This window comes from Streptomyces sp. YIM S03343 (assembly GCF_054729195.1).
This window is the reverse complement of the sequence record NZ_JBPUKX010000001.1, coordinates 707,816-732,591: the sequence shown is the minus strand read 5'-3', so window position 1 is coordinate 732,591 and position 24,776 is coordinate 707,816. Positions and strand designations below refer to the sequence as shown.

At 71.3% G+C, this 24,776-nt stretch carries 24 protein-coding genes; 11 read left to right on the top strand and 13 right to left on the bottom strand.

The genetic code is table 11. The features are described 5' to 3' along the window. Positions 1 to 137: 137 nt before the first annotated feature. Positions 138 to 413 (bottom strand): WhiB family transcriptional regulator, encoded by a 276-nt coding sequence (locus ACSYGN_RS03185; RefSeq protein ID WP_460391570.1) that lies wholly within the window; start codon positions 411 to 413, stop codon positions 138 to 140. A gap of 186 nt (positions 414 to 599) precedes the next feature. On the opposite strand from ACSYGN_RS03185, the gene ACSYGN_RS03180 reads away from it, so the two are divergent. Continuing rightward, positions 600 to 971, top strand: coding sequence for a DUF952 domain-containing protein (locus tag ACSYGN_RS03180; protein ID WP_460391568.1), 372 nt, complete (start codon positions 600 to 602; stop codon positions 969 to 971). 25 nt (positions 972 to 996) lie between these two features. On the opposite strand, the gene ACSYGN_RS03175 is transcribed toward ACSYGN_RS03180, so the two are convergent. Together ACSYGN_RS03175 and ACSYGN_RS03170 are read right to left on the bottom strand one after the other, a co-directional pair. Beyond that, entirely contained in the window at positions 997 to 2,034 is a 1,038-nt protein-coding gene (locus tag ACSYGN_RS03175) for a lysylphosphatidylglycerol synthase transmembrane domain-containing protein (protein WP_460391566.1), read from the bottom strand. 302 nt (positions 2,035 to 2,336) lie between these two features. Beyond that, positions 2,337 to 3,503, bottom strand: a complete 1,167-nt coding sequence (locus ACSYGN_RS03170) for an IS630 family transposase (RefSeq protein WP_460391564.1) — start codon at positions 3,501 to 3,503, stop codon at positions 2,337 to 2,339. Positions 3,504 to 3,591: 88 nt separating this feature from the next. On the opposite strand from ACSYGN_RS03170, the gene ACSYGN_RS03165 reads away from it, so the two are divergent. The 4 genes from ACSYGN_RS03165 to ACSYGN_RS03150 all read left to right on the top strand — a co-directional run bounded on the left by ACSYGN_RS03165 (position 3,592) and on the right by ACSYGN_RS03150 (position 5,764). After that, a complete protein-coding gene (locus ACSYGN_RS03165) occupies positions 3,592 to 3,918 on the top strand; it encodes a hypothetical protein (protein ID WP_460391562.1) in 327 nt (108 codons plus the stop codon). A 185-nt stretch (positions 3,919 to 4,103) separates the two neighbouring features. Continuing rightward, complete coding sequence (locus ACSYGN_RS03160; protein ID WP_460391560.1) at positions 4,104 to 5,144, top strand: glycoside hydrolase family 16 protein; 1,041 nt, start codon at positions 4,104 to 4,106, stop codon at positions 5,142 to 5,144. Between the two features lie 100 nt (positions 5,145 to 5,244). After that, complete coding sequence (locus ACSYGN_RS03155; RefSeq protein WP_460391558.1) at positions 5,245 to 5,520, top strand: DUF6400 family protein; 276 nt, start codon at positions 5,245 to 5,247, stop codon at positions 5,518 to 5,520. Then, positions 5,507 to 5,764, top strand: coding sequence for a hypothetical protein (locus ACSYGN_RS03150; RefSeq protein WP_460391556.1), 258 nt, complete (start codon positions 5,507 to 5,509; stop codon positions 5,762 to 5,764). Before ACSYGN_RS03155 ends, ACSYGN_RS03150 begins: the two co-directional genes overlap by 14 nt. A gap of 54 nt (positions 5,765 to 5,818) precedes the next feature. Here ACSYGN_RS03150 and ACSYGN_RS03145 read toward each other — a convergent pair whose 3' ends face one another. Further along, positions 5,819 to 6,574, bottom strand: a complete 756-nt coding sequence (locus ACSYGN_RS03145; protein WP_460391554.1) for a polysaccharide deacetylase family protein — start codon at positions 6,572 to 6,574, stop codon at positions 5,819 to 5,821. 93 nt (positions 6,575 to 6,667) lie between these two features. Continuing rightward, on the bottom strand, positions 6,668 to 7,672 hold the full coding sequence (locus ACSYGN_RS03140) for a DMT family transporter (protein ID WP_460391552.1): 1,005 nt from the start codon (positions 7,670 to 7,672) through the stop codon (positions 6,668 to 6,670). 560 nt (positions 7,673 to 8,232) lie between these two features. On the opposite strand from ACSYGN_RS03140, the gene pgm reads away from it, so the two are divergent. Continuing rightward, complete coding sequence (gene pgm / locus ACSYGN_RS03135; RefSeq protein ID WP_460391550.1) at positions 8,233 to 9,873, top strand: phosphoglucomutase (alpha-D-glucose-1,6-bisphosphate-dependent); 1,641 nt, start codon at positions 8,233 to 8,235, stop codon at positions 9,871 to 9,873. A gap of 99 nt (positions 9,874 to 9,972) precedes the next feature. Here the strand turns inward: pgm and ACSYGN_RS03130 are convergent, their stop codons facing one another. Continuing rightward, positions 9,973 to 11,442: an APC family permease gene (locus ACSYGN_RS03130; protein ID WP_460391548.1), complete on the bottom strand. Its 1,470-nt coding sequence runs from the start codon at positions 11,440 to 11,442 to the stop codon at positions 9,973 to 9,975. Positions 11,443 to 11,542: 100 nt separating this feature from the next. Beyond that, positions 11,543 to 12,283 carry a FadR/GntR family transcriptional regulator gene (locus ACSYGN_RS03125; RefSeq protein ID WP_460391546.1) on the bottom strand — a complete coding sequence of 247 codons (741 nt, stop codon included), beginning with the start codon at positions 12,281 to 12,283 and terminating at the stop codon, positions 11,543 to 11,545. Positions 12,284 to 12,833: 550 nt separating this feature from the next. Between ACSYGN_RS03125 and ACSYGN_RS03120 the strand changes: the two genes are divergently transcribed. The 5 genes from ACSYGN_RS03120 (at position 12,834) to ACSYGN_RS03100 (ending at position 20,489) form a co-directional block, all read left to right on the top strand. Beyond that, positions 12,834 to 14,297: an amino acid permease gene (locus ACSYGN_RS03120; protein ID WP_460391544.1), complete on the top strand. Its 1,464-nt coding sequence runs from the start codon at positions 12,834 to 12,836 to the stop codon at positions 14,295 to 14,297. A gap of 217 nt (positions 14,298 to 14,514) precedes the next feature. Next, positions 14,515 to 15,966, top strand: coding sequence for a WGR domain-containing protein (locus ACSYGN_RS03115; protein WP_460391542.1), 1,452 nt, complete (start codon positions 14,515 to 14,517; stop codon positions 15,964 to 15,966). 121 nt (positions 15,967 to 16,087) lie between these two features. Continuing rightward, entirely contained in the window at positions 16,088 to 17,968 is a 1,881-nt protein-coding gene (locus ACSYGN_RS03110) for a propionyl-CoA synthetase (RefSeq protein WP_460391540.1), read from the top strand. A gap of 237 nt (positions 17,969 to 18,205) precedes the next feature. Beyond that, a complete protein-coding gene (locus ACSYGN_RS03105; protein WP_460391538.1) occupies positions 18,206 to 19,315 on the top strand; it encodes a right-handed parallel beta-helix repeat-containing protein in 1,110 nt (369 codons plus the stop codon). Positions 19,316 to 19,457: 142 nt separating this feature from the next. Beyond that, positions 19,458 to 20,489 (top strand): methyltransferase, encoded by a 1,032-nt coding sequence (locus tag ACSYGN_RS03100; RefSeq protein ID WP_460391536.1) that lies wholly within the window; start codon positions 19,458 to 19,460, stop codon positions 20,487 to 20,489. Between the two features lie 189 nt (positions 20,490 to 20,678). Here the strand turns inward: ACSYGN_RS03100 and ACSYGN_RS03095 are convergent, their stop codons facing one another. Genes ACSYGN_RS03095 through ACSYGN_RS03070 form a run of 6 tightly spaced genes read right to left on the bottom strand, consistent with a single transcriptional unit; the run spans position 20,679 to position 24,763 of the window. Further along, the gene (locus ACSYGN_RS03095; RefSeq protein ID WP_460391534.1) at positions 20,679 to 21,023 is read right to left on the bottom strand and encodes a TcmI family type II polyketide cyclase; all 345 of its coding nucleotides are present in this window, start codon (positions 21,021 to 21,023) and stop codon (positions 20,679 to 20,681) included. A 20-nt stretch (positions 21,024 to 21,043) separates the two neighbouring features. Beyond that, the gene (locus tag ACSYGN_RS03090; protein ID WP_460391532.1) at positions 21,044 to 21,517 is read right to left on the bottom strand and encodes an SRPBCC family protein; all 474 of its coding nucleotides are present in this window, start codon (positions 21,515 to 21,517) and stop codon (positions 21,044 to 21,046) included. Position 21,518: 1 nt separating this feature from the next. After that, positions 21,519 to 21,776, bottom strand: a complete 258-nt coding sequence (locus ACSYGN_RS03085) for an acyl carrier protein (RefSeq protein ID WP_460403189.1) — start codon at positions 21,774 to 21,776, stop codon at positions 21,519 to 21,521. A 40-nt stretch (positions 21,777 to 21,816) separates the two neighbouring features. Beyond that, positions 21,817 to 23,067: a ketosynthase chain-length factor gene (locus ACSYGN_RS03080; protein WP_460391530.1), complete on the bottom strand. Its 1,251-nt coding sequence runs from the start codon at positions 23,065 to 23,067 to the stop codon at positions 21,817 to 21,819. Further along, on the bottom strand, positions 23,067 to 24,332 hold the full coding sequence (locus ACSYGN_RS03075) for a beta-ketoacyl-[acyl-carrier-protein] synthase family protein (RefSeq protein WP_460391528.1): 1,266 nt from the start codon (positions 24,330 to 24,332) through the stop codon (positions 23,067 to 23,069). Before ACSYGN_RS03075 ends, ACSYGN_RS03080 begins: the two co-directional genes overlap by 1 nt. Further along, positions 24,329 to 24,763, bottom strand: a complete 435-nt coding sequence (locus ACSYGN_RS03070) for a cupin domain-containing protein (protein WP_460391526.1) — start codon at positions 24,761 to 24,763, stop codon at positions 24,329 to 24,331. The genes ACSYGN_RS03075 and ACSYGN_RS03070 overlap by 4 nt, the downstream gene beginning before the upstream one ends. Positions 24,764 to 24,776: the final 13 nt, after the last annotated feature.

The following is a 24,776-nucleotide window of genomic DNA, read 5'->3' as shown; positions in this document are numbered from 1 at the left end:
CGTCCCGGCGGAATTCGTTGAAGCGTAAACCCGGGCGCGATCACAACGTAGCCGAATGTAGCCGCCAGTTCGACCGGTTGTGCACGGAACTCCTGTGCGGCGCACGGTGCTTGGCCGGGCTGCTCGCCCGGAACGGGTCAGCGCGCCGGGGCGAGCAGTTCCCGGCGCTGGCTCTCGGTCATCCCGCCCCATACCCCGTACGCCTCGTGGCCCGCCAGGGCGAAGGCGGCGCACGGCTCGCGGACCGGGCAGCGGGCGCAGATCGCCAGCGCCCGTTCCTCCCTGGCCCGGCGCGAGGTGCCGCGCTCGCCCTGCGGCGAGTAGAAGTACGAACTTCCCGCACCGCGGCAGGCGGCGTACTGCTGCCACTCCCACAGTGCCGTTATGGGCCGGAACCGCTCTTGTGGCTTCATACTGGGCCACCCCCGACGTCGAGCCATCGCAGAAAGGATTCTTCAGACAGTACGCGGCTACTGGCCGGTTGGGATCCTTTTGGGCAGATCCAGCCCGTTCCCGAACCGGTTCTTACCACCCCGAACCGGCGCGGTGCCGCGCGCCGACCGTCTGCCCGCCCGGCCTGGGCACGGTTTAATCGGGCCATGATCTACCACGTGGTGACCCCGGACGAGTGGCACACCGGCCCCGACCGCCCCTACGCCCCCGCCTCCCTGGCACAGGAGGGCTTCGTGCACTGCTCGCCCGACCCGGTGACCACGGTGGCCGTGGTCAACGCCTTCTACCGGACGGCACCGAGACCGCTGCTCGCGCTGGTCCTCGACGAGACCCGGCTCACCGCGCGCTGCACCTGGGAGCCCGCGGACCCCGCCCCGCCGCCGGGCGTCCCGGAGGGCACCCTGTTCCCCCATGTGTACGGCCCCCTCGACCGGGACGCCGTCACCGGGATCGTCGAGGTCCAGTGGGACAAGGACGGCCGGGCGACAGGCCTGCGGGACACCGCGACCGGGGTCTAGGGACGCGACAGGCTTTGGCCGCGTCTCACAGCGCCCGCCGGTGGACCATCGCCGAGAGCACCAGCGCCCCCGGCACGAGCGGCACCCACACCGTCAGGACCCGGTAGCCGACGACGGTGGCTGTGCCGAGGCCTACCGGTGTGCCGTAGGCCGCGGCCATGGTGAACACCAGTGCCGCGTCGACGGGCCCGATCCCGCCCGGTGCCGGTACCGCCCCGGTCGCGGTGCTCGCGACGAGGAAGGCGAACACCACCTGCGCCCAGGTCAGCCCCAGCCCGAGCGCCGCCCCGACCGAGGCGATCACACTGGCCTGGAGCACCGGTGTGGCCGCCGCCCCGCCCCACAGGGCGAGCACCCGGGCGGGCCGGGTGTGCAGGGTGCGCGCGTCGGAGAGGGCGACGCGCAGGAACGCCATGAGCCTGCACCGCAGCGGCCGTACCGTCGCGAACAGCACGACGGCTGCCGCGGGCGCGATCGTCGCTCCCGTTACGGTGAGGAGCAACGCATCTCTGCCGGGCAGCATTTCACGCAGCCGCAGCATGCCGGGGAACGCGACGAGGAACACCAGCAGGACACAGGTCTTGGCGACCGGCTTGACCAGTGAGTACAGGGCGAGCGAGGCGCTGGCGCGGGCCAGCGGGATGCCCTGACGCTGGAGGAAGCGCAGCGTGACCGCGTGGGCGCCGATACTCGCCGGGAGCAGATGGTTCGCGGTGCCCGCGGCGAACTGGGACGCCAGCAGCAGCCCGGGCGGCAGCCGTTCCACGGTGGCGCCCTGCCGTACACAGGCGGCCGCCACCCAGCCCAGACAGGTGCACACCACCGCCGAGAGCAGCCACCAGGGTTCGGACGTCGGTATCCGGGCCGCGTTGTCACGCAGCGAGCGCCAGTCGACCACCGCCCACGCCGTGATCAGCAGCAGCGGGAGCAGTGCCAGGGCATGACGGAAGAACCGGGCGAGATCCGGCAGTCGGGCGAGTCGGGAGAGCCGTACGGCGGGGGCGGGTTCGCACGCGGGGACCGCGAGCACCCCGGGGGAGTCTTCGAGCGGCAAGGGGGACACGGCACACGGCATCCTTCCGCGTCACGCGCCCGAGGGGAGCCGGGGCGAAACGGATACAGGACGGCCAGGGGGACGCCGTGAACTTCCCCGATTGCCGTGACGGCCGGGTGTCCGGAAACCGAAGAATCGCGGGCGGTCGCGCATCGGACGCCGGTGAGCGGTCCGGGGATACGGCACTACGGCGTACGAAGGTGCGGCAGTACGGCAGGACGACGGTCCCTGGTGCGAACTCGGCGTGCGGGGATGGTGCCCCCGGGGCCGTGCCGCTAAGTGGTCTGCGTCGTAAGTCCTTCGGGGGTTGATCATGTTGCCGGGGCGGCGGAGGATTCTTCTGGGTGATCGGCGGTGTGCCGGTCGAGCCTGGCCAGGAGATCGTCCAGGTCGGAGGTGGTGAACTTCCACTGGAACGGCTGTGCCGTGGCGTTGTAGCGGTCTTCGAAGGCTCGGAGCCGGTCCGCGACCTCGTTGAGGTCGGTGAAGTCGTTGGGTGTCACGACCTTGCGCTGCACAACGGAGAAGTAGATCTCCACCTGGTTTAACCAGGAGGCGTGGATCGGGGTGTGGACGAGGACCGCGTTCGGGTAGGCGGCGGTCAGCCGGTCGGCGGCCTTCTTGCCGCGGTGGGAGGATCCGTTGTCCACGACCCAGAACACGCGTTTCGCGCTGGCGTAGGGCTCTTGGGTCATGACCTGGTCGACCAGGGCCATGAACGGGGCGATGCCGGTTCTCGGCTCGCAGCGGCCGAAGGTCTTCGCGTGGTGGACGTCGTAGGCGGCCAGGTAGGCCAGGGCGCCACCGCGGCCGTAGGTGTGGTTCACCCGCATCGCCCTGGCCTGCCCGGGGGCCAGGGCGGGGTGGCAGCGGCAGCGGGCCTGGATGGAGGTCTTCTCATCCGCGCTGATCACGTACTCGTCCGCGCAAAGCGCTTCGCCGTTCCAGATGCGGGCATAGAGGTCGAGTACGAGCTCGGCCCTGGACCGAAAGGCAGGGTCGGTGATGAAGATCCAGGACTGGTACTGCCAGGGCTTGAGCGCGTCCTGCCTGAGCCAGCGCCGCACGGTGGAGGCGGAGATCGCGCCGGCGATGGCGCGGCCGACGACCTCGCGGGCCAGCTCCGGGGCTGACCAGCGCGAGAGCGGTGTGCCGCTCTCGGCGGGCAGTTGGCAGGCCAGGGCCTTGACCTGGGCGGTCTGCAGCGGCGTGAAGGAGGCGGGACGCCCGGAGCGCTTGCGGTCGGACAGCGCGGGCAGCCGGTGCTCGGCGAATCGGCCGCGCCAGGTGCGGACGGTGTCCAGGTGCAGCCCGGTCTCGCGGGCGATGCGGGCGTTGGGGCGGCCCCGGGCTGCGTGCAGGACGACCTGGGCGCGCTGACGGAGCCGGTGCTCGGTCTTGTGGCCGTAGGCCATCGTCTTGAGCCGCCTGCGCTCGGAGGCGGTCAGGGTTATCGAGCGGGCAGGGGCAACGGGCAAGGCGGGCAAGCCGATCACGAGAAGTGGATCACGACAGGCCGTATCCTGCCCGCCCCCCGATCGCCGGCCCTCCGGCAGGATGTCCGCTGTGCCAACGCCCTCGGAACATACCCGGCTCCAACTCGAGCTGTATCTGAACATGCACGCCAAGGCCGCTTGGCCGCAGCTGGCCGGCCTGCGCGTCCGCCACCGGGGCCAGTACGCCTACGTGGACGGTGAACTGGCCGACGGCCAGAGCGTCAAGCTGATGCGCCTGCGCTACCACGGCACCGCCAGCCGTTGGGGCTTCGCCCTGCACGACCCGGCCAGCGACCGCTACCAGGACGCCCTCCTGCCCACCGGCACTGGCAGCGGCACCCCGGAGGACGCCCTCGACACCGCCTGCCACCTCCACCTCACCGCCTTCGACAGCTGACAGTGCACACACCCACGACCGGCTCTGAAGTCAACCCCCGAAGGACTTACGACGCAGACCACTAAGCATGGGACACGAGCACGGCGAGCACCACAGCCACCGACGCGAACGCGAACGCGCGGCACAGGGCACGGGAACGAAGGACGACGACGCCGGTACCCCGGGGCGGTCTAGGGAGTCTTCCGATGGGCTTGCACGCAGCGCCGCACCATCCACGCCACACCGAACCCCGCCACACGGGCCATCCCCGCAGCACCGACGACCACCGCCGCACCGCACATCACCACCGCGCAGCCCCCCACCGCCGCACCCGGCACCCCCACCGCAGCCGACGGCCCCGCCGTACCCGCCGCACCCTCCTGGTGGCCCTGGGCCTGCTGCTGGTCGCCGCCTTCCTGGGCAGCCCCCGCGCCGACGGCGCCCCCGTGTCGGCCGACGCCTGCCGCGGCGGCTCGGTCACCGAGCTGCCGCACGGTGACTGCGGGCCCTTCTGGCAGGTGCTCGCCGAGGACTTCGACGGCGACCGGGTGCCCCTGGGCTCGTTCAGCGACTGCGACCACCACACCGACACCTCCGGCGCGTACTGCGGCGGACTGCGCGGCACCTACCGCGACAACTGGTGGGCCTACCCGAGCGGTTGGCCCGACACCGCCCATGACCGCGGCCGGGCCGTCACGGGCGTCTACCATCCCGAGGACACCGTCAGCGTCGGCCGGGCGGCGGACGGGGACGGACGCATGTTCATCCGGATGTGGCGGCCGAGCGACGGAGGCCCCGTGCACTCAGCGGCCGTCGTACCGCGCGCCGTCATGCAGATGACGTACGGCAAGTTCACCGCCCGCATCAAGGTGACCGAGCTCGCCCCCGGCTACAAATCGGCGTGGCTGCACTACGGCGGCGGCTGCGAGATGGACTTCCCCGAGGGCGAGTGGACCGGCACCCTCAGCGCCTTCCACCATCCCTGCGGGGGCGGCGAGCAGGGCTGGTTCGCGGGCAGCGACGACTGGACGCACTGGCACACCGTCTCCACCGAGTGGACGCCGGGCCATGTCCGCTTCTACGCCGACGGGCGGCTGATCGGCCAGGACACCCGGGGAGTGTCCGACGGGCCGCTGTCCTGGGTGCTGCAGAACGAGAGCGCCCTGGAGGGCCCGGGCGCCGCCCCCGGCAGCAGCGCCCGGCTCGACATCACCTGGGTCGCCGCCTACGCCTACGGCTGGAAGTGACGTACTGGACGTGACGTACGCCTCCGACCAGGCGGTATGCCGCTGTGACGTCCCCCACCCGCCCTTGCCCGGCCCGCGACGGCCGACTTAGGTTCACCTCATGTCCCCGCACGACCCCACCCCCGAAGACCCCGGGGCGGCACCGGAGGCGGTCGCGTTCACCGTCGACCTCGCCGCCCACGAGATACTCCGCCGTGCCCATGTGCTCGACGCCCTCGGCCCCGACTGGGACCCGGTGGCGGCGCTGCGCGGCGAGGAGGCGGCGTACGAGCTGCTGTACTCCGGCCTCGACGCCGAACAGCGGCGTATCCACGACGACCTGGTCGCCGCGGGCGTCCTGCCGGACCGGAAGGGCGGCGGCCGTGCTTCCGCTTGATCCGCACGCCGACCCGGGCCGCCGCGCCTGGGTGGAGTGCCCGGGCTGCCACGACAGCCGGGGCTGCGAGACGTGCGAACAGCGCCGTACATGCTCCACGCACTGGCGCCATCTGCTGTCCAACACGGGCAGTCTGCTGCATCTCCAGTGCCCCTCGTGCGCCCATGTCTGGGACCACGAGACCGGCTTCGGCGCCACCCGCTCCCGCCGCCGGCCGGTCGCCGACGACCGCTTCACCCTCTGACCGTCCGCCGACGACCGCTCCACCCCTGACCGTCCGCCGACGCCGTCTCCGCGCTCAGCGCACCGGGAACCCGAAGGTGTAGCCCTGCTGCTTCAGCCACGGCAGCACCTCGCGCAGCGCGGCCACCGTCTGCGAGCGGTCCCCGCCCGCGTCGTGGAACAGGATCGTCGGCCCGCCCGTGACCTCCCGCTCCACGGTGGCGACGATGGCGGCGGTGCCCGGCCGTTCGAAGTCCTTGGAGTCGGCGTTCCAGCCCAGCGGCCGCATCCCGCGCGAGGCGGCGAGCTTCCGGCTGTACGGAGTGAACGCGCCGCCCGGGGCACGGTAGTACAGCGGGCGGACGCCCCCGGACGCCTTGATGATCATCCGCTCGGCGTCCAGGATCTCGTTCTTCTGGTAGCTCTCGGACTTCTTGTCCATGGTCGTGTCGTGCGACACGCTGTGGTCGCACAGCCGGTGCCCGGCCGCCACGACCGCCTTGACCAGATCGGGGTGCGCGGCTGCCTGGGGGCCCACCATGCAGAACGTGGCCTTCACCCCGTACTCCTTGAGGACGGCCAGCACCTGCGGGGTCCAGGTGGGGTCCGGGCCGTCGTCGATGGTGATGTTGACGCCCCGGGGACCGGCCTCCGAGGCGTGCGCTATCTCCACCGACACCGGCTTCACGGCCGGGGTCTTCGCATGCTTGCCCGAGTCCTCGACCTGCCCCGCCTGCGCGACCCACAACGAGGTCATCGCGGCCGCCGCCGTCACTCCGACCGCTGCCGCGATCACCCGGCCGTACCAGCCCCGCCCGCCGTGCCCTGACATGTCGCCCCGATCCCTCAAGGTGCTGTTCCCCGTGCATCTGTCAGGACGACGCAACTCACCGATCGGATCCGGCTGTTACCGATCAAGGACAATTCAGGGAATGTTCTCGGACAGAGGCTGACGGGACACCCGGGCACCACGGGCGGCACGAGTCGGGAGAGCCAACAGGACGAGTCCCAGGGCGAGTACACCGAGGCCGCCCCACGAGACGCCCGGCAGCCGCTCCCCGAGGACGCACACCCCGAGGACCGCGGCGACGGCGGGCTCGACCAGCGTGAGCGATGTCGCCACCGACGCGGGTGTGCGGCGCAACCCGTGCCCGAACAGCCGGTAGGCGAGGAACACGGTGAACAGGGCCAGATACCCTGCCACTTCGGCGCCGCGCACGGTGCCCAGCCAGCGCGCGTCGACCCCGATCACAAGGGGTACGACGAGCAGTCCCGCCGCCCCGAACAGCACGCCCATCACCGCGTCCGAGGCGTGTCCGCGCCCGATGAGGTCGCCGCCGATCAGCGAGTACACCGCGTACGACAGCCCGGCGAAGGCGGCCAGGGCGACGCCGGTGAGGTCGGCCGGCGCGGCCCGGCCGGTGAGCGCGGGCCCCAGGACCAGCAGGGCGCAGCCCAGTACGGCGGCCGTGGTGGCGGCGGTCCAGCGGGCGGTGGGGCGGGACTGCCCGGTGAGCCAGGACAGCAGCCCGGCGAAGACCGGCGCGCTGCCCAGTGCGATCACCGTCGTCACGGCGACCCCGGTGCGGGCCACCGCCGGATAGAAGGTCACCGGGTATCCGGCGACCGCGAGCGCTCCCACGGCGAGCAGCAGGCGTTCGCGCCGGGTGCAGGCGGCGGGCAGGGAGCGGGCGCCGCGTGAGGTGAGGAACAGCAGGAGCCCGCCGAGGGCGAGTCCGGCGCAGCCGATGGCCGAGGCGGGCGCTTTGGCCGGGGCGAGCGAACTCGCGGTCCCGGTCGTGCCCCACAGCACGGCCGAGGCGAGGACGGGAGCGGGCCCGCCGAGGAATCCGGTGCGTGCCGGGCGGCGTGCTTCGTTGGTGGCGGGGCGGCCGGAGGCCCGGGGCAGGGGTGTGGTGCGGTTCGGCACGATGTCGTGGTCTTCCGTCGTGGGATGCGTCGTCGTCGGAGGGGACCGGAACGGATCGGACGGGATCGGAAGGATCGGATCGGTCCGGTCGCGGATGTTCCGAGGCGGGCGCACGACAGAAGTGCCCGGCGGCCGTCGGGGCCGCCCGGGCCGGGATTCACGTCACCGCTGTCCGCGCCCTGTCAGACGACGGGCGGCGGGGTCACGGCGTGCCAGTAGGTGTCCACCCGGCGATGGTACCGGGGGACGCTCAGGAGATGGGGGCTGGGGCAGGGGACGCTCCGGAGGCGGAGAACGGGGCAGACCCGGTCGAACGGGGCAGGCTCACGCCGGTTCAGTGGGCGTGCTGCGCGCCTCGGGAGTGGGCGCACCGAAGGGGCGGACGGGCCTGCTGGGGCCTGTGTGGCGAAAGGGCTATACGCGGCCGAAGTGGCGCATCCAGGACCTCTCCCGTTCCCTCCGGTCGTTTCCCCGCGGCCGGAAGAGGCAGGATGAGACCCAGACCGAACGATCAATCGACCGGTCAACCGAAGATCAACCGACGCGGAGGAAACGGACCCATGCCGCACGAGCGAGCAGGCAGGCCTGCCGGCCCCGAGGACCTGGTGGATGTGGCCCGGCTGGTGACCTCGTACTACGCCCTGCACCCCGATCCCGCCGACCCGGGACAGCGGGTGGCGTTCGGTACCTCCGGGCACCGCGGATCCTCACTGAACGCCGCGTTCAACGAGGACCACATCGCCGCCACCAGCCAGGCCATCTGCGAGTACCGCGCGGCCCAGGGCACCGACGGACCGCTCTTCCTGGGCGCCGACACCCACGCCCTGTCGGAGCCCGCGCGGGTCACCGCCCTGGAGGTGTTCGCGGCCAACGGGGTGACGGTGCTGATCGACGAGGCCGACGGCTACACGCCGACGCCCGCCGTCTCGCACGCCATCCTCACCCACAACCGCGGCCGGGAGTCCGGCCTCGCCGACGGTGTGGTGGTGACGCCCTCCCACAACCCGCCCGCCGACGGCGGTTTCAAGTACAACCCGCCCAGCGGCGGCCCGGCCGGTTCGGAGATCACCTCCTGGATCCAGGACCGCGCCAACAAGATCATCGCGACCGGTCTCAAGGACGTGCGCCGGGTTCCGTACACCACCGCCCTCGCCGCACCCACCACCGAGCGCTACGACTTCCTCGGCACCTACGTCGCCGACCTGCCGAACGTGCTCGACCTGGACGCGATCCGCGCGGCCGGGGTGCGCATCGGCGCCGACCCACTGGGCGGGGCGTCGGTCGACTACTGGGGACGGATCGCCGAGCAGCACCGGCTCGATCTGACCGTGGTCAACCCGCACACCGACCCGACCTGGCGGTTCATGACCCTGGACTGGGACGGGCAGATCCGGATGGACTGCTCCTCGCCGTACGCGATGGCCTCCCTGATCGAGCGGCGCGACAGCTTCACCATCGCCACCGGCAACGACGCCGACGCCGACCGGCACGGCATCGTCACCCCGGACGCGGGTCTGATGAACCCCAACCACTATCTCGCCGTCGCCATCGCCTACCTCTTCAACCACCGCGACCGCTGGCCGGCCGGTGCGGCCATCGGCAAGACGCTGGTGTCGTCCGGGATGATCGACCGCGTCGCCACCGACCTCGGCCGCGATCTGATCGAGGTGCCGGTCGGCTTCAAGTGGTTTGTGGACGGTCTGGTCGGCGGCACGCTCGGCTTCGGCGGCGAGGAGTCCGCCGGTGCCTCCTTCCTGCGCCGGGACGGATCGGTGTGGACCACCGACAAGGACGGCATCCTGCTGGCGCTGCTCGCCTCCGAGATCACGGCGGTCACCGAGCGCACCCCGTCGGAGCACTACGCGGGACTGACCGAACGCTTCGGCGAGCCCGCCTACGCCCGGATCGACGCCCCCGCCTCCCGCGAGGAGAAGGCCCTGCTGGCGAAGCTGTCGCCCGCCCAGGTCACCGCGCGGACCCTGGCCGGGGAGGAGATCACCACCGTGCTCACCGAGGCCCCGGGCAACGGCGCGGCCATCGGCGGCATCAAGGTGGTGACCCCGAGCGCCTGGTTCGCGGCCCGGCCCTCGGGCACAGAGGACGTCTACAAGGTGTACGCCGAGTCGTTCCTCGGCCCGGACCACCTGGCCCGGGTGCAGGAGGAGGCCAAGTCGGTCGTACTGGCGGCGCTCAGCGGCTGAGCGACGGCGGGCCCCGGCTCCGGCCGGGGCCCGGCCCGCGCGTCCTCGCGCCGTACGCCGTTCGCGCCCTTCGCGCCCGTCACTTCACTCCATGGCGGCTTACTCCATGTCGGCGACGACCGAGCCGACCCGCTCTGCGAGCCCCGGATCACGCCGGACCAGCAGCGTCGCGTAGCCGACCGAGCCCAGCAGGGCGACCAGCGCGGCCACCGGGAACCAGTTGTACGGCGCGGGCTGGCCGGGCTTGGCCAGGTAGTACAGCGGCACCAGGATCGCCAGGGCGCCGATCGCCGGGAGCACCAGATGCCGTACGGTGCGGAACTCCTGCGGCCGGTAACGGCGGTAGTACAGCGGCAGGGCGATGTTCGACGCGAGATAGACCAGCAGGATCAGGATGGATCCGAGGCTGGAGGACTCCGTGAAGAACACCACGGGGTTCATGGGCCCGCCGTCGGCCCCGACGACGTGCCCGAGGCCCCACACCCCGATGATCAGCAGCGAGGTCGCCGCGAAGGTCACGATCGCGTTGTCGGGCGTACGGCGGGTGGGGTGGACGTAGCCGAAGAACGCGGGCAGCAGACCCTCGCGCCCCGCGTTGAAGATCAGCCGGGCCTGCGAGTTGATGCCGGCGATCAGCACACCCAGGGTGGAGGTCAGCCCCCCGACATAGGCGAGGAACGCCAGCGCCCCGAGGGTGTCGTGGGCGACGTCGATGAAGGGGATACGGGCGGCGCCGAGGCGCTCCACGTCGTAGTCGAAGGCCGTGACCGTGGCGTAGGAGAACAGCATGTAGCTCACCGTCATGATGGCGATGGAGAAGAACACCGCGCGGCCGACGTTGCGCCGCGGGTTCTCCGTCTCCTCGGCCAGCGCCGCCGAGTTCTCCCAGCCGATGAACAGATACACCGCGAGCGGGAAGCCCGCCGCGAGCCCCGTCACCCCGTGCGTGATGTGGTTCGGCAGGAACGGCGCGGCGGACAGACGGCCGCCGTGCTCGGCCAGCGCCGCGAGCGACACCACGGCCAGCACCAGCATCTCCACCGCGAAGAAATAGCCCGCCCACTTGGTGGACACGACCACCCCGCGCAGCATCAGCAGCACCGCGAGCCCGGTCAGCAGCAGCGTCCAGATGATCCACGGCAGGTCGACGCCGGTGTAGTGGTACAGGGTGATCTGGACGAAGCCGCCCGAGATCGCGATGACGGCGGCCATCCCGATGATGTAGCCGAGCCCGGCGAGCAGCGCCGTGGTCACCGCGCTCACCGGCCCGAACGTCTTGCCGACGAAGGTGATGAAGCTGCCCGCGGAGGGGTGCGCCCGGGAGAACTGGGCGAGCGTGTTGCCCAGCAGCGCCACCGCGATCCCGGCGGCGGCGATGGTCAGCGGGGAGGCGACTCCCGCGGTGGTGGCGAGGAACGCGAAGCCGAAGAAGAAGCTCATGGCCGGGCCGACGTTCGCCATTGTGGCGGCGGCGATGTCCGCCATGCCGAGGACGCCGCCGCGCAGCCGCTGAGGTGCGTCGCTGGTCGGGCCCGGCGCCGGGGGACCGGCGACTTCGGGGTCGGACATGGCGGCTGCTCCTTCTGCGGTGCGGTGAAGAGGTGGTGCGGGGTGTTTCGTGTGTGTGCGGCAGGGCTCTTCGGGGCGGGGTTTCTTGGAGGTCATGGGGTCAGCCGGGCTGGGTGGGGGCGTGCCGGTGCGCTTTCACCGCCTGCACGGCCCGGTCCATCGCGCCGCGGCCCAGTTCGGTGAGCAGCTCGGCATGACAGCGGTTCTGCGCCCGTACGACGGTGGGGTCCGGAGCGGGCCGGACCAGGCACAGTCTGCCGAGCAGATCGGCGGCGAGCTCGCGGATCCCGGCGCCGCCGAGGGCCTCGGCCAGGTCGAGATGGAAGCGGGTCTCCAGTTCCAGCAGCCGCGCCGGGTCGTCGGTCAGAGCGGTCTCGTCGACCAGCGCCTGGAGCCCGTCGAGCTGACCGGGCGGCAGCTCGTCGGCGCCGTGCGCCACCAGCCCGCACTCCAGCAGCAGATGGAAGGCGTCCAGCGAGGCGGCCTCGTCGCCGTCGTGCATCACGGTCACGACAGTGTCCCAGCCCTGGGCGACGAAGGTGCCGCCGGTCCGGCCGCGCCGGCGGTCGAGCAGACCGTCCTGGCACATGCCCTCCAGCGCGCGGCGCACGGTGATCTCGCCGATGCCGAGTTCCTCGGCGAGCACCCCGGCGTCGGGCAGCCGGTCGCCCGGCGCCACGGAACGCAGCCGCACCTGGAGCGCGATGCGTGAGCGGACCAGTTCCGCGCCGGTCTGGCCCCGGCCGGGCAGCACCCGGGCGTCATGCACTCCGTTGACGGACGGCAACCGCGCCGGACCCGGTTGGTTGTAGGGCCCGAACTTGCCCGCTGCGTTCACCACGGCGCAACCCTAACGGTGTGTCGTCGGACGTCACGGGGCACGGCGGCGCCGGATCAGGAGCGTCCTGCGCGACCACGCCGCGGAGTTGTGCATGGGGGCTCCCACGGGGGACGGACTCGGCCGGCGGCCGGCCGACGTGGCGACCGCCACAGCGGGGCGGAGTCCCGCTGCGCAAGAAATTAGGGCATGGTGAACACTTAAACAAGACCTGGTAGCGGCCGGTGTCCCGGGGCGCAAGGGACCGGCAGGGAAAAGTCGTCGGCCGGACACCCTTGTTTTTTCTGATCAGGGTGAACTATTTTCCTCACGGCCACCCCGTCACCGTCCCGACGGCCCGGAGCGGCAGCACCGACGCAGTACCTGCCCAGCACCTGCCCAGCAACGCACTCTGCCGTCACACCTCTGCATGCCGTCACGGCAACCGTGATCGCGTCCTCGCAAAACGCGACGCGCCGACTTCATGTCCGTCCCCCGGTGGATCCGGCGTGCCCTGGCGCGCCCGGAAACACCCGTGCATGTCCTCGTCCGCTCTCCCTCCATGGATGTCGAGATGACCACAATTCCCCCTGCCACCACCACGAAGCCACCGGCCGCCACCGGCGAAGCGTCCGCTGCCGACGCCGGGCTCAAGGCGGGTCTGAAGAACCGCCATCTGTCGATGATCGCCATCGGCGGTGTCATCGGCGCCGGTCTGTTCGTCGGCTCCGGCTCCGGTATCGCCGCCGCCGGTCCCGGCATCCTCATCTCCTACGGGCTGGTCGGCGTGCTCGTCGTCCTCGTCATGCGGATGCTGGGCGAGATGGCCGCCGCCAACCCCACCTCGGGCTCCTTCTCCGCCTACGCGGACCGCGCGCTCGGTCGCTGGGCCGGGTTCACCATCGGCTGGCTGTACTGGTTCTTCTGGGTGGTCGTCCTCGCGGTCGAGGCCACCGCGGGCGCCAAGATCCTCGCCGGGTGGGTGCCGGCGGTGCCGCAGTGGGGCTGGGCCCTGATCGTCATGGTCGTGCTGACCGCCAGCAACCTGGCCTCCGTGGCCTCCTACGGCGAGTTCGAGTTCTGGTTCGCCGGCATCAAGGTCGTCGCCATCGTCGCCTTCATCATCCTGGGCGCCCTCGCGATCTTCGGTCTGCTGCCCGGTTCGGACCACGCGGCCTCCGGCTTCTCCTACCTCACCGCGCACGGCGGATTCCTGCCGAACGGTCCCGGGGCGATCCTCACCGGTGTGCTGATGGTCGTCTTCTCCTTCATGGGCAGCGAGATCGTCACCCTTGCGGCCGGTGAGTCCGCGGACCCGCGCGGCGCGGTCACCAAGGCCACCAACAGCGTCATCTGGCGTATCGGCGTGTTCTACCTCGGCTCGATCCTGATCGTCGTCTCGCTGCTGAACTGGGACGACCCGGCGATCCTCAAGCAGGGCTCCTACGTCGCCGCCCTGAGCTCCATCGGCATCCCGCACGCCGCCCAGATCATGAACGCCATCGTGCTCACCTCGGTGCTGTCCTGCCTCAACTCCGGCCTCTACACCGCCTCCCGCATGGCGTTCTCGCTCGGCCGCCGCGGCGACGCCCCGGCCGGCTTCGGACAGACCACCGGACGCGGTGTGCCGCGGACCGCGATCCTCGCCTCGGTGGTCTTCGGCTTCGTGGCCGTCGCCTTCAACTACCTCTGGCCGGACACCCTCTTCCAGTTCCTGCTCAACTCCTCCGGCGCCATCGCCCTGTTCGTCTGGCTGGTGATCTGCTTCTCCCAGCTGCGGATGCGCAAGATCATCCAGAACGAGGCGCCGGGCTCGCTGGTCGTCAAGATGTGGCTGTACCCGTACCTGACCTGGGCGACCATCGGTCTGATCAGCTTCGTCCTGCTCTACATGCTGACCGACACGGCCGACGGCGGCGGCCGCGACCAGGTGGTGCTGTCCACCCTAGTGGCACTGGCCGTGGTCGGCGTCTCGCTGGTCCGCCAGCGCCTCGGCCGCTCCCGCGCGGCGGCGGTCCCGGAGAAGATCTCGGTGTGACACCACCGGCCCCTGGCGGGGCCTGGGCCCCCTTCGTCGGCGGCGGTACGGCGACACAGCCGTACCGCCGCCGCGGTGCGTCCTGCTCAGGGCTGAGGCCTCAGAGCTCAGGCCTCAGGCCTCAGAGCTCAGGGCCGATTGTCAGTGCCCCCTCGTACGGTGTGATCAGTCGGACCCGCCGGAACGGCCGCGGGTCCGCATCGGGGAGGGGTCTGCCATGTCTGCCGGGGCCACGGTGTCGACGACGTATCTGGAGCTGTCGCAGGACGGCGGGGGCGCGCACAAGTTCTACGAGGTGACCGTCGACGGCCTGACGGTGACGGTGCGCTACGGCCGGATAGGCGCCGCCGGACAGCTCCAGACGACCACGTTCCCCACCGCCGAGAAGGCCCGCGCCGCCGCGGCCAAGAAGGTGGGGGAGAAGGTCCGCAAGGGGTACGCCCCGGCGGTCCAGGGACAGCGCGCCCCGCGCCCGGTCACCCGCCGCCAGGTGACCTCGGCGCCGTCCACCGCGCGTGCCGTGGCCCCCGTGCTGTGGCGCTTCCGCACCGGCTCCGCCGCCTTCGGCATCCATGTCGACGACGACCGCTGCTGGGTAGGCAACCAGGCCGGTGATGTCTACTCCCTCGACCACGAGGGCGGCGTCCTCGCCCGCTTCAGCCTGCCAGACGGTGTGAAGTGCCTGGTCGCGGACGACTTCTGGATCTACGCGGGCTGCGACGACGGCAAGGTCTACGACCTGTCCTCGAAGCTGCCCTTCGCCGCCTACGACGTCGCGGCCGACGTCGACATCTTCTGGCTGGACATCCACGAGGGCGTACTCAGCGTCTCCGACCGAGGCGGCGGGCTGACGGTGATCGACCACGAGGACGAGCACCAGTGGTCCCGGCGCAGCCAGGGCGAGCACGCCTGGCTGGTCCGCGCCGACGACCGGGCCGTCTACCACGGCCACCACCGCGGCGTCACCGCCTACGCCCCCGACGGCACCCGCGAACTGTGGCACACCGCGACCAAGGGCGCCGTCCTGTTCGGCTGGCAGGAGGACCACGCCGTGTACGCGGGCACCGGCCACCGGGTGGTCCAGCGGCTGTCGAAGGCGACGGGCGCGATCGAGGCCACGTACGCCTGCGACAGCGCGGTGTACTCCTGCGCCACCTCGCCCGGCGGCCGGTTCGTCTTCGCCGGTGACTCGGCCTCGTCGGTCTACTGCTTCGACCGGGACGGCACCCGGCTGTGGAAGCTCGGCACCGGCGCCGGGTCCGCCCTGTCCATGCAGTACCACGACGAGCGGCTCTACCTGGTGACCACCGACGGCTCCCTGGTGTGCGTCGACGCGAGCGAGGCGGCCATCGCCGCGGCCCAGGAAGGCCATGTGCCGGTCGCGCGCGACGTCAAGCTCGCCGCCGCCCTGCCCACCTATGTCCCGGCCACCACCGTGACCGCGGTCACCACCGTGGCACAGGCACCCACCGGCTCGGTGGTCGTGGAGTGCGTCCAGCAGGGCGGCAGGATGCGGGTGCATGTGCTGACCGAGGGCTACGAACCGTCATGGAACGTGCAGTTCCCTCGCGCGATACGCGAGCCGGGGGCACGCTATGTGGTGGACGCCCTGCATGCCGCGGCCGGCGGTTTCTACCGGGTCCGCGGCGACATCCGCCGGCTGCTCTGACCGGGGTGGCACGGACGCGCGGGGCATTCGGTTCGACCTCGGTCAAGGGGTATTCCTCACATACCGGCCGGGCGTCCGCCGTGGTGAGATACGGAAGCCGCAACGAAGCGAGGAGGGCCTCATGGGGACGTACGCCGACGCCTACCGGCGCAGTCTGACCGACCGGGAGGGGTTCTGGCTGGAGGCCGCCGAGGCCGTCGACTGGTCGCGGCCGCCCACCAGGGCCCTGGACGACTCCCGGGCACCCCTCTACCGCTGGTTCCCGGACGGTGAGCTGAACACTGCGTACAACGCCCTCGACCGGCATGTCGCCTCCGGCCGGGGAGAGCAGGCGGCCCTCCTGTACGACTCCCCGGTCACCGGTACCAAGGCGTCCTACACGTACACCGAACTGCGCGACGCGGTCGCCCTGTTCGCGGGCGCGTTGACCTCGCTCGGCGTGACCAAGGGCGACCGGGTGATCGTCTACATGCCGATGGTGCCCGAGGCCGTCATCGGCATGCTCGCCTGCGCCCGGATCGGCGCCGTGCACTCCGTGGTGTTCGGCGGGTTCGCCCCCAAAGAACTCGCCGCCCGCATCGACGACGCCCGCCCCAAGGCGGTCATCGCGGCGTCCTGCGGCATCGAGCCCACCCGGATCGTCGACTACAAGAAGATCATCGACGAGGCCCTCGCGACCACCGCCCACCAGCCCGAGCACGTGGTGGTGCTCCAGCGCGAGGCCGCGCCCGCCCAACTGGGCCCGCGCGACCTCGACTGGCAGGAACTGGTCGCCGCCGCCAAACCGGCCGACCCCGTGCCGGTCGCCGCCACCGACCCGCTCTACATCCTCTACACCTCCGGCACCACCGGCCGCCCCAAGGGCGTGGTGCGCGACACCGGCGGCCACGCCGTCGCCCTCGCCTGGTCCATGGCCAACGTCTACGGCATCAACCCCGGCGACGTCTGGTGGGCGGCCTCCGACATCGGCTGGGTGGTCGGGCACTCGTACATCGTCTACGCCCCGCTGCTGATCGGCGCCACCACCGTGCTCTACGAGGGCAAGCCCATCGGCACGCCCGACGCGGGCGCCTTCTGGCGGGTGGTCTCCGAGTACGGCGTCAAGGCCCTGTTCACCGCGCCGACGGCGCTGCGCGTCATCCGCAAGACCGACCCTGACGCCGCCGAACTCGCCCGCTACGACACCTCGTCCCTCACCGACCTGTTCATGGCCGGTGAACGCCTCGACCCGGACACCTACCAGTGGGCGCACCAGAAGCTCGGTGTGCCGGTCACCGACCACTGGTGGCAGACGGAGACCGGCTGGGCCATCGCGGCCAATCTGCGCGGACTCGAACCCCGGCGTGCCAAGCCCGGCTCCTGCACCGTGCCGGTGCCCGGCTTCGACGTGCGGATCCTTGATCCGGCCACGGGCGAGCCGATGGAGGCCGGGCAGGAGGGCGACATCGCGATCGCCCTGCCCCTGCCGCCCGGCACCCTGCCCACCCTGTGGGAGGACGACCAGCGCTACATCGACGGCTATCTCTCCCAGCACGACGGCTACTACGTCACCGGTGACTCCGGCTACTTCGACCTGGACGGCTATCTCTTCGTCATGGGCCGCACCGACGACGTCATCAACGTCGCCGGGCACCGGCTGTCCACCGGCGCCATGGAAGCCGCCCTCGCCACCCACCCCGCCGTCGCCGAGTGCGCGGTGATCGGGGTGCACGACGAGGTCAAGGGCCAGCTCCCGCGCGGCCTTGTGGTGCTCAAGTCCGGCGTGAGCATCGACGACGACACCCTGCGCAAGGAACTCGTCGCGGCGGTGCGCACTCAGATCGGCCCCGTCGCGGCGTTCCACGACATCACCGTCGTCGACGCCCTGCCCAAGACCCGCTCCGGCAAGATCCTGCGCAAGGCCATGCGCGGTCTCGCCGACGGCCGGGACGTGGCGACGCCCTCCACCATCGAGGACCCGGCGGTCCTCGACAACCTCCGCGAGGTGCTGCGCCCCGACTAAGCAGGTCGGCCGAAGTTCGCTGCGGTTGGGCAGCGCCCCGAAGGGGCGCGGGGGCTGTATCGATCTGCGGCTCCGCCGCGTGGGCGCGACCAGCCACGATGGTGCCGCAGACGACAGACGGCATATCGCTGCACCTCCAGCGGAGTGCTGTTCCCCGTCGACCGCAGGCGGAGCCGGACACGCCCCCGGATGGACGATTCACCGGGGCTGCGATCATCAAAGCTTACTGTCCGGAATATGAAGAAATGCCGGAAACATCGAATTGCGTATCTGGCGTGCACCGCGGCCCTGTTCGCGGTGGGCGTCGGCGCGGCACCGCCGGTGACCGCCAACAACTCCCACGCCGTGCGTGTGGTCCACCCGGGGGAGTCGATCCAGGACGCGGTGGACGCCTCCGCGCCCGGTGACGTCGTCCTGGTCACCGCCGGTACCTACCACGAGAGCGTGACGGTGCGCACGCCCTGGCTGACCCTGCGCGGCGTCGGACGGGACACGGTGATCCAGCCGGCGCTCAAGATCGCGTCCTCCCCCAAGACCGGACAGGGCCGCGCGCCCACCGGCAGCTGCGGGGCGATGGGCAACGGGATCTGTGTCCTGGGCACCAAGGACAAAGCCCTCGGCGGTGTCTCCGTCGAGTCGCTCACCGTCACCGGCTTCGCCCGGTCCGGGGTGTACGCCACGGGCACGGACCGGCTGACCATGCGCCATGTGATCGCCGCGAACAACGGGGTGTGGGGCATCGCCCAGGAGGGCTCGACGCGCAGTGCCCTCAGGGAGAACACCGCCCGCGACAACGGGGATGCGGGCCTGTTCCTCGCCAACAGCGTGGACCAGGAGCAGGGCGCCCTGGACACCCGGGGGACGATCGTCGGCCGCAACCGGCTGACCGGCAACCGCATCGGGATCACCGTCCGACGGCTGCGCAACCTGACCGTCGAGCGCAACTTCGCGAGCGGCAACTGCGCCGGGGTGTTCGTCGTGGGCGACGAGAACAAGCCGAAGGCCGGCAGCCTGACCGTCGCCGAGAACACGGTCACCCGCAACAACAAGTCCTGCCCCAAGACCGCGCGCCTTGCCGCCCTCCAGGGCTCCGGCATCGTCCTGACCGGCGTCGACGACACCCTCGTCACACGCAACCTGGTCGCGGACAACCAGGGCAGCTCACCGCTCTCGGGCGGCATCGTCCTGTTCAAGAGCTTCGTCGGCGTCACCAGCGACCGGAACCGGATCATCGACAATCTGCTCGACGACAACTCCCCGGCCGACCTCGTCGACACCGCTACCGGCCAGGGCAACGTCTTCAGGGGCAACGTCTGCCGCACCTCCATCCCCGCCGGGCTCTGCTGACCCCGGCCCGGAGAAGAACCCGTACCCCCTCTCGCGGCCCCGGCCCCGCTGCCCGGGAACCCGGGGCCGCGCGACCCGCATCCGCAAACCCGCATCCCCCAGGGCCGAAACCCGCAGACCCGACCAGGAAGGAAAGCGGTACATGACGACCGCAACGACTGCCGCACCCCCGCCCCCCATGCGGCTGAGGGAGCTCGCGTTCGGGGCGGCCTGCGCCGCCGCCATCCGCGCCGCCGCCCGCCTCGGCGTCGCCGACGCGCTCGGCGAGACCCCCATGACGGTCGAGGACCTCGCCGCCGCCGTGAAGACCGAGACCCGGCCGCTGCGCCGGCTGCTGCGCGCCCTGTCCTGCTACGACGTCTTCGCCGAGCAGCCCGACGGCACCTTCGCGCACACCGGTATGTCCCGGCTGCTGCGCGAGGACGACCCGCACAGCCTGCGCGCCATCTGCATGTGGTGCACCGAGCCCTGGACCTGGGACGCCTGGCCGATGCTCGACGAGGCCGTGCGCACCGGCCGCAACGTCGTCGAGGACCTCTACGGCAAGGAGTTCTTCAGCTACCTCAATGAGGACGCCCCCGAGTCGGCCGACGTCTTCAACCGCGCCATGACGACGTCCAGCGAGCAGTCGGCCCGCGACGTCGCCGCCCTGCTCGATCTGTCGGGCTGCGCCTCCGTCGCCGACATCGCCGGCGGCCAGGGCCATGTGGTGGCCTGCCTGCTCGACAAGTACCCCGACCTGCGCGGCACCCTGCTCGACCTGCCCCGCGTCGTCGACAACGCCGTGTCCCGGCTGCGCCCCGGCGGCGACCTCGCGGACCGCGCGGACATCGTGCCCGGCGACGTCCGAGCTGCCGTACCGGTGAAGGCGGACGTCTACATCATCAAGAACATCCTGGAGTGGGACGACGAGAGCACCGCCCGTCTCCTGGCCAACGTCGTCGCGTCGGGCGGCCCCGGGACCCGGATCGTGGTCATCGAGAACCTCGTCGACGACACCCCGTCGATGCGGTTCAGCACCGCGATGGACCTGATGCTCCTGCTCAACGTCGGCGGAGCCAAGCACACCACCGCGAGCATGACCGCCCGGCTGACCGAGGCGGGCCTGGTCGTCGACGACGTCAGCCCCGTCAACGCCTATCTGCACGCCTTCGACTGCCACGTGCCGGGCTGACCGGCCACCGAACCACGCTCCGCCGAACCACGGGCCACCGCACCACGGGCCCCGAACCACCGGCCGCCGAACCACGGCCGCCGAAAGAACCGTCGGCGGAAACCGCCGGTCGCCGGGCCCACGCAGCGTCGTGGACCCGGCGACCGGTGCCGTCTCGGGCAGGACGGTTCAGCCGCCGCAGCGACGGGCTCAGCGGCCGGTCCGGCCGCCCGCCTCCCGCTCCCAGCGGTAGAAGCAGTGCGCCATGGCGTCCTTGGGCGAACGCCAGGTCTCCGGGTCGTACGCCGAGACGTACGCCGAGAGCTGCTCGCTGATCCCCCGGAACTCAGGGTGCCCGGTGAGCCGTGCGATGGCGGGCGCGGGATCCTGCTCGGACTCGATGAGATGCAGATACACGTCGCCGAACTGGAAGAGGCTGCGCCCCGACACCCCGATGAGGTGCGGGAGTTCGCCCCGGTCGGACTCCGCGAACACCTTCGCGATGTCCGGTGCCGAGTCCGGTTTCATCCGGGCGACGATCAGGGACTGATGCATCGTACGTACCTCCGTCCCGCTCAGCCGCGTACGCCCGCGGACCGCTCCCCGGCGGCCTGCTCGACGCGGTCCCGGATCAGCGCCATCTGGACCTTGGAGTTCCGGTTGATGTTGCCGGTCATCCACTCGTCGTCGACCGGGGCGTCCGGCTTCATGGCGAAGTCCTGCGTCCACACCATCCGGGTCCCGGCGGGCACCTCTTCGTACTCCCAGTGGATGTTCATGTACTCGAAGGGACCCGTCTCCACCCGGTGGGCCCGGACGGTGAGCGTGTCCAGGTCGGTCTCGCGCTCCGAGACCCAGCTCCACACCGTGCCGTTCTCGTCCGGGTGCATGGTCAGCCGGAACAGCGTCCGGTCGCCCTCCTGGGAGAGGATCTCGGCGGAGGCGTACTCGCTGAACAGATCGGGCCAGTTCGCCACATCGTTGGTCATGTCCCAGACCAGGCCGAGCGGAGCGCCGATGGTGATCTCGTTCTGTGTGTGTCCGGCCATGTCACGCCCCCGCCAGCAGCGCGCTGTTGACCAGGTCGAGGAACTGGGCGGGCGTCTTGCAGCGCTCCGCGTCCGGCGGCATCGGCGTGCCGTACCGGTTCTCCAGCTCGCCCACCACACCGAGCAGGCCGAGCGAGTCGATGCCCAGGGCGTCGAAGCCCGCGTCGGCCCGCGCGCGCAGGTCGTCCGGTGGCACGGTGACCCCGGCGGCCTTCTTCATCAGCTCGGACAGTTCTTCCACGGTGATGCGGTCGCTCATGTCACTCATGCGGATCCTTTCCTTGCGTGGTGACGCCCCGCTACGAGGCGTCGGAGGCGCAGTGCCGCAGCACCAGCGCCGAGTTGGAGCCCATCAGGCCCCGGCTGAGGACCAGTGCCGTGCGTACCTCGCGGGCGCGGGCGCGCTCGGTCACCAGGTCGAGGTCGTGACAGATGTCGAAGACGTTCGGGGTGGGCGGGACCAGGCCGTACTCCATCGAGAGCACCGCCGCCGCCGTGTCCAGCAGGGGAGCCGCGCAGTAGCCGCGGCCGATTCCGGTCTTCGGCGCGGTGACCGGTACCTGCCGGCCGTGCGCGCCGAGCGCGTCGACGATCGCCAGTGCCTCGGCCCGGTCGGCCTCCGGCACCCCGAGGGCGTCGGCGAAGACCACGTCGATCTCCTCCGGAGCGCACCCGGCCTCGTCCAGCGCGCCGAGGATCGCCTGGGTCAGCCCCGCACGGGACCGCTCCCAGCAGGACGGGCCGGTGAACGTCGCCGCGTGCCCGACGAGCAGGGCACGCACCCGCGCCCCGCGCTCCCGCGCCGCGGACTCCTCCTCCACGACGAGCATCGCGCCGCCCTCGGCCGGTACGAACCCGCAGGCCGCGTCGGTGAACGGGCGGTAGGCGCGGGACGGATCGGTCTGAAGGCTCAGTTCCGGATAGCCGAGCTGGCACACGCCCGAGTACGGTGCGAGCGGCGCCTCCGTGGAGCCGGCCACCATGACGTCCGTACCGCGCCGCACCGCCCGTGCCGCGTGCGCGAGCGCGTCCAGACCGCCCGCCTCGTCTGCGGCGAGAACCGAGCACGGCCCCTTGAAGCCGCGCCGGATGGAGACCTGGCCGGTGCTGGCGGCGTAGAACCAGGCGATGGACTGGTACGGCCCCACGAACCGGCTGCCCTTGCCCCACAGCTGCTGGAGCTCCCGCTGGCCGAACTCGCCGCCGCCGGAGCCCGCCGCGGTGACCACACCCACCGAGAACGGCGCCTGTTCGGTGTCGGCCCTGCCGAGCCGGGCGTCCTCCAGGGCACTGTCGGCCGCGGCCATCGCGAAGTGCGTGAACCGGTCCGTCTGGACCAGATACCGCTCCTCGACGGCCGCCGCCGGCTCGAAGCCCCGTACCTCTCCCGCCACCTTCATCGGGAGGTGCTCGCAGCCCTCGCGGGTGATGCGGTCCAGGACGCTGACGCCCTCCTGGGTGGATTTCCAGAAGGATTCCGTGCTGGTGCCGTTGGGCGCGACCACACCGATGCCGGTGACGGCCGCACGCCGTGGCCGGGGTTTGCTCATCATGACCTCCCGCCGGTCCGGGTCAGGACCACCGCCGACTGAAAACCGCCGAACCCGCTGCCCACCGACAGCACGCTGTCCAGCCGCCGCTCACGGGCGACACGCGGCACATAGTCGAGATCGCACTCGGGGTCCGGGGTCTGGTAGTTCGCGGTGGGCGGTACCACCTGGTGGGCCATGGCGAGCACGCACGCGACGACTTCGATCGCCCCGATCGCGCCGAGCGAGTGACCCACCATCGACTTGATGGAACTCATGGGTGTGTCGTACGCGTGCTGCCCCAGCGCCAGCTTCACGGCGGCCGTCTCGTGCCGGTCGTTCTGCTGGGTGCCCGAGCCGTGCGCGTTGACGTAGTCGATCGCCGTGCCGTCGATCCGGCAGTGGTCGAGGGCGTCCTCGATGGCCCGCGCCATCTCGATGCCCTCCCGGGTCAGACCGGTCATGTGGTAGGCGTTGCCGAATGTCGCGTAGCCGCCCAGCTCGCAGTACACATGGGCGCCGCGGGCCCGGGCGTGCTCCAGTTCCTCCAGCACCAGGACGGCGCCGCCCTCGCCCATGACGAACCCGTTGCGGTCGGCGTCGAAGGGCCGCGACGCGTGCTCGGGGTCGTCGTTGTTCGGCGAGGTCGCCTTGATCGCGTCGAAGCAGGCCATCGTGATCGGGGAGATCGGCGAGTCCGAGGCGCCCGCCACACAGATGTCCGCCCGGCCCTCCTGCACGGTGTGGAAGGCGTACCCCACCGCGTCGAGGCCCGAGGTGCAGCCCGTGGACACGGTCTGCACCGGGCCGCACGCGCCGAGCTGCTCGGCCATCGTCGACGCGAGCGTGCTCGGCGAGAACGCCCGGTGCAGATGCGGGCGTGCCTCACGGTGGTCTACGTCCCACCGTTGCCCGCCCTGGCTGACCAGCACATAGTCCTGCTCCAGCCGGGTGGTGCCGCCGACCGCGGTGCCCAGCGACACCCCGATCCGCCACGGGTTCTCCCGGTCCAGTTCCAGTCCGGAGTCCCGCACCGCCTCCTCGCCCGCCACCAGCGCGAACTGGATGTAGCGGTCGCAGCGGGCGATCTCGTCCGCGTCCAGACCGTGGGCAGCCGGATCGAAGTCGCACTCGGCGGCGATCCGCGACCTGAGGCTCGACGGGTCGAAGAACGTGATGCCCCGGGTCGCGGTGCGGCCGCTGGACAGCAGGTCCCAGAACGCCGGTATGCCGATGCCGCCCGGCGCGACGACACCTATGCCGGTGACCGCCACCCGCCTGGTCATGCGTCCGCCCTGGGACGGGCGGCACCCACCGGCGCCGCGCCGGGCTCGGACTCCTCGGTGTCGACATGGCCGAGCGGCGGCGTCGGCGCCAGCGGGCCGAGGTGGAAGACGATCCGGGCCTCCACGGCGCCGACATTGCGGAACCGGTGCCGCATGTGCATGGGGATCATGAGCCCCTGCTCCGGCCGCAGCGGGTGGGGCTCGCCGTCCAGGTCGACCTCCAGCTCCCCGCACACGACGTAGACGAACTCCTCCGAGTACGGGTGGTAGTGCTCGGCGATCCGGTCGCCCGGCTGCACGATGGCCACGCCCATGAAACCGCTGGTGGCTCCGACGGTGGTGGGGGTGAGCATGGCGCGCAGGTCGCCGCCGCGCCGGGTGTTGGGCTCGACCTCGCTGAGCTCAACGATTCTGGTACGGGGTGTGATCACGTCGCTGCTCCGA